The organism is Streptomyces sp. MK37H, assembly GCF_018035285.1.
Taxonomy (GTDB): Bacteria; Actinomycetota; Actinomycetes; order Streptomycetales; family Streptomycetaceae; genus Streptomyces; species Streptomyces endocoffeicus.
In genome coordinates, this window is sequence record NZ_JAAAYH010000591.1 from 1 (window position 1) to 4,318 (window position 4,318).

General features: G+C 71.7%; 4 protein-coding genes. 1 reads left to right on the top strand and 3 read right to left on the bottom strand.

All coding sequences use genetic code 11. The annotated features are described in order from the left end of the window. Window positions 1-1,300: alpha-N-arabinofuranosidase (locus GWI24_RS41170; RefSeq protein WP_210951138.1), on the bottom strand; the 1,300-nt coding region annotated here is incomplete at its 3' end. Window positions 1,301-1,575: 275 nt separating this feature from the next. On the opposite strand from GWI24_RS41170, the gene GWI24_RS41175 reads away from it, so the two are divergent. Continuing rightward, the gene (locus tag GWI24_RS41175) at window positions 1,576-2,727 is read left to right on the top strand and encodes a serine hydrolase domain-containing protein (protein ID WP_308344261.1); all 1,152 of its coding nucleotides are present in this window, start codon (window positions 1,576-1,578) and stop codon (window positions 2,725-2,727) included. 35 nt (window positions 2,728-2,762) lie between these two features. On the opposite strand, the gene GWI24_RS41180 is transcribed toward GWI24_RS41175, so the two are convergent. Together GWI24_RS41180 and GWI24_RS41185 are read right to left on the bottom strand one after the other, a co-directional pair. Then, entirely contained in the window at window positions 2,763-3,875 is a 1,113-nt protein-coding gene (locus GWI24_RS41180; RefSeq protein ID WP_210951141.1) for an ABC transporter substrate-binding protein, read from the bottom strand. Between the two features lie 72 nt (window positions 3,876-3,947). Next, the coding region (locus tag GWI24_RS41185) for a hypothetical protein (protein WP_210951140.1) at window positions 3,948-4,318 on the bottom strand (371 nt) is incomplete at its 5' end.

A 4,318-nucleotide genomic window follows, 5' to 3' on the forward strand; every position in this document is an offset into this window, starting at 1 on the left:
GCCGGTGCTGGTCGCGGTTGACCGCGAAGACCGTCACCGCGCCGGTGGACTCGTCGAGGACGGCGGTGGCGTGCAGCAGCGGCACCTCGCCGTAGCCGGCGGTCTCGTACGTCGGGCTGTCGACGTCGACCCGCAGCACCCGCCCGCGCCCGTGCGCCGACGCCTGTGCGAAGGGGTAGAAGGTGGTCTGCCGCCAGGCGGGGCCGCCCGGTTCGGTCATGATCGGGGCGATGACGTTGACCAGCTGGGCGAGGCAGGCGACGGTGACGCGGTCGGCGTGGCGGAGCAGGGCGATCAGCAGTGAGCCGACCACGACGGCGTCGGTGACGGAGTAGTTGTCCTCCAGGAGGCGCGGGGCCTCCTCCCAGTTGAGCGGCTCGGCGTTGTGGTAGTGGGTCTGGTACCAGACGTTCCACTCGTCGAAGGAGAGGTTGATCTTCTTCTTCGACTTCAGCCGGGCGCCGATGTGATCGCAGGTGGCGACGACGTTCTCGATGAAGGACTCCATGTCCACGGCCGAGGCGAGGAAGGAGTCGCGGTCGCCGTCGCGCTCCTCGTAGTAGGCGTGCAGGGAGATGTGGTCCACCAGGTCGTAGGTCCCCCCCAGGACCGTCGCCTCCCAGGTGGCGAACGTCGGCATCGACTGGTTGGAGCTGCCGCACACCACCAGCTCCACGTCCGGGTCGATCTGCCGCATCGCGCGGGCGGTCTCGGCGGCGAGCCGTCCGTACTCCTCGGCGGTCTTGTGGCCGGTCTGCCAGGGGCCGTCCATCTCATTGCCCAGGCACCACAGCCCGATGCCGTACGGGTCCTTGTCGCCGTGGCCGATCCGGAGGTCGGCGAGGGCGGTGCCGGACGGGTGATTGGCGTACTCCTGCAGCTCAAGGGCCTCGGCGACGCCGCGGGTGCCGAGGTTGAGCGCCATCATGGGCTCGCCGTCGACCTTACGGACGAAGTCGATGTACTCGGAGAGCCCGAACCGGTTGGTCTCGGTGGACCGCCAGGCCAGGTCGAGCCGGCGCGGCCGCTCCTCGACCGGCCCGACACCGTCCTCCCACTTGTAGCCGGAGACGAAGTTGCCCCCCGGGTACCGGATGACGGTGACGCCCAACTCCCGGATCAGCGCGAGGACATCGGTACGCAGCCCGGCCTCGTCGGCGGCCGGGTGGCCCGGTTCATGGATGCCGGTGTAGACGCAGCGTCCGAGGTGTTCGACGAACGAGCCGAAGAGTCGGGGGTTGACGTCGCCGACGGCGAAGGCGGGGTCGAGGGTGAACCGGGCGGAATCGGTCTGCGGCATGACGGCCCATCTCTTCGGGTGTCGCGACTGCGCGTGTGCGGGAGCGCGCGAGCGCGCGACTATTCGACATATCGACCAGCGCTCGTTTCTTCGAACGCGACCGTAAGATCTCGCCACGGCGTGCGTCAATGGCAGGACGGCGTCGGGGTGTCCGAGCCGGGCGGCCCGCGCTGGGGGGATATCCCCCTTCCGATCCTGGGGTGCGCCGGATCGCACCCCGCCGGGGGCGAAATTAGCGTTCGGCCATGACTTCTACTCCGCGAAGGCACCTCGCCGTGGCACTTGGTGTCGCCACCCTGCTCGCCGCCGAGGTGGCCACCGCCGTCGCCCGGCCCGCCGGTCCCTCCCCCGGGGAGCGGTTGCGCCAGGACACCGAGGCGATCCACGCCCTCGGTGTCAGTGGTGTGCAGGCCCGCGCGATCGCGCCCGACGGCCGGCAGTCGGTCGCCACCAGCGGCACCGCCGACCTGAAGACCGGCCGCCCGGTCCCTTCCGACGGCTACTTCCGTATGGCCAGTACGTCCAAGACGCTGGTCGCCACCGTGGTCCTCCAGCTGGAGGCCGAGGGCGAGCTCTCGCTGGACGACACCGTCGACCACTGGCTGCCAGGAGTGGTGCGGGGCAACGGCAACGACGGCAGCCGGATCACCCTCCGCCAACTGCTCCAGCACACCAGCGGCATCCACGACGACCTGCCCGGATACACCACTCCGGAGGAGTACTACCAGCAGCGCCACGACGTCCACGGCCCCGAGCAGCTGGTTGCCCGCGCCATGGCCCACGCGCCGGACTTCCCGCCCGGCGAGGGCTGGGCGTACTCCAACACCGGCTATGTCCTGCTCGACATGATCATCCAGAAGGCCACCGGTCACCCCGCCCACCAGGAGGTCGAGAACCGCGTTCTGCGCCCGCTCGGCCTCGACCGGACCCGGTGGATGGGCACCTCGCCCACCGTGCCCCGGCCGCACGCCCGGGCCTACCAGCTCTTCGGCCCCGGTTCGGTGGTGGACGTCACCGACCAGATACCGGTGGACCACGAGAACCTTTCGTGGGTCACGACCACGCGGGACGAGAACCGCTTCCTCCGCGCGCTGCTCGCGGGCCGCCTGCTGCCGCCGCGGCAGCTCGCCGAGATGAAGCGGACCGTCCCCGTGAGCGCGGAGGCCCAACGGCTGTGGCCCGGCGGCCGATACGGGCTCGGCCTGGTCGAACGCCCCCTGAGCTGCGGCGGAACCTACTGGAGCCACGAGGGCGGGGACGGCGGCTACATCACCCTCAACGGCGTCACCGACGGCGGCGGGCGAAGCGCCGTGGTCTCCATGTCCGAGGCACGCGGCGACACCCCGGAGCACATCCTGGACCAGGAGAACGCGGCCGGCGCCCTGATCGACCACGCACTGTGCGCCGGGAGCCCCGGCACCCGGTGAGCGGAGGCGCTGGGAGGTCGGGCCTCCGTGCTCGCTCAGCCGGTGTAAAGGATCCGAAAGCGATCGGTTTCCGCCGGATCCCGATCGACGACCTGGATGGGCGGCCAAGTCCATTGCCACACGCTGATGCCTGGTGTGCGGGAGAACCGGATCCGCCCGCGGGTGCCTTCGACCGCGACGCGCGGCCAGGACGCGGCGATGCGCGCCCGGTCCGTGCCCTGCGCACGCAGCACCTCGGCGAGGACGGCGACCGTGTCGTAGCCCTCGAAGGCGACGAAGGAGGGCGCTGCGGCCAGCCGTTCGCGGAGGGCCGCCTCGACCCGTGCGCCGAGTGGGCTGAGGCGCTCGGGCAGATAGCGCAGGAACGGGATCGCGGCGCCGTCGTCGCCCAGCGACGTCGCCCACTCGGCGAACTCCGGCTGCCCGGCCGGAGCCCCCATCATGATCTCGGCGAGGCGCTGGTCGCGGCGGACCGACTTCACGAGCGACACCGCCGGCTCCGGGTGGCCGGTCAGAAGAAGGAGGGCTGTCGCGCGATGGGCGACGAGTTCGTCGCACACGGCCGCGGGGGCGAGCGCGCGCATGTCGAGTTCGATGACGGTGCCACCGCGTGGAGCGAGGTGGTCCCGCAGAATGCCGGCCCCGGACGCCCAGTAGACACTCGGCTCGGCTGCCACGGCGATACGACGGTGGCCCGCGCCGAGGAGGAAGTCCGCGTAGATCCGCCAGCCGTGGGACTGCGCCGGGGCGAGGCGCGCGACCCGGTCCGTGGGCTGTTCGGTGAGCGCGTCGAGAACCGCTGACGAGCAGAGGAACGGCAGGCCGAGGGCGTCGGCCCGGGCGGCGGCGGCGCGAGCGACGACGCTGTGATACTCCCCCGCCACGGCGGCCACGCCCAGGCGGGCCAATTCGTCCACGGCCGCCGCGGCCTTCCGCGGATCGGCCGCGGTGTCCCGGACCACCAGCTCAAGTGGTCTTCCGGCGATCCCGCCGTCGTCGTTGACATCGCGTACGGCCAGCTCAAGGCCCGCGAGCACATGTTGACCCGCCTCGGCCCAGCCGGGCCGAGTCAGCGGAACGAGAGCTCCGATCCGGACGGATGATCCGTCTCGCCGTGGCGGGCGCGCCTGGGTGACCATGCCGGACATCGCATCCGCCACCATCGCCGACAGGCAACCGATTATGCGTTCGCTGCCCCGCCGGGCACCTCGCCCCGCTCCCTACGACGGGCGGATGCCGGTGTTGGACAGCCTCAGCCGGAGCTCCCGCTCCTGGTCGCCCGCCACCGCGCCCTGCTCGCGTACGTCGAAGGCGCGGGCCAGGACGTCCGCCATCTGCCGCACCTGGAGGGGGCCGCCCTGGAGGTCGGCGGTGACGGGGGCCGTCAGGGAGGCCGGGCGCGGCTCCGCGCGTGGGTCGGCCACCTCGAAGACGGACGTCCACACCGTGGGCCGCCCCTCCCCCGCGTCCTGCGGAAGATTCGCCGTCGCCTGGTCGGACGCGTAAGCCGTGCGCAGCACACCGAAGACGGCCTCGGCGTCGTCCCGCGAGATTCCGCTCACCGCCACCAGCACCTGCGCGGCGGACCGGG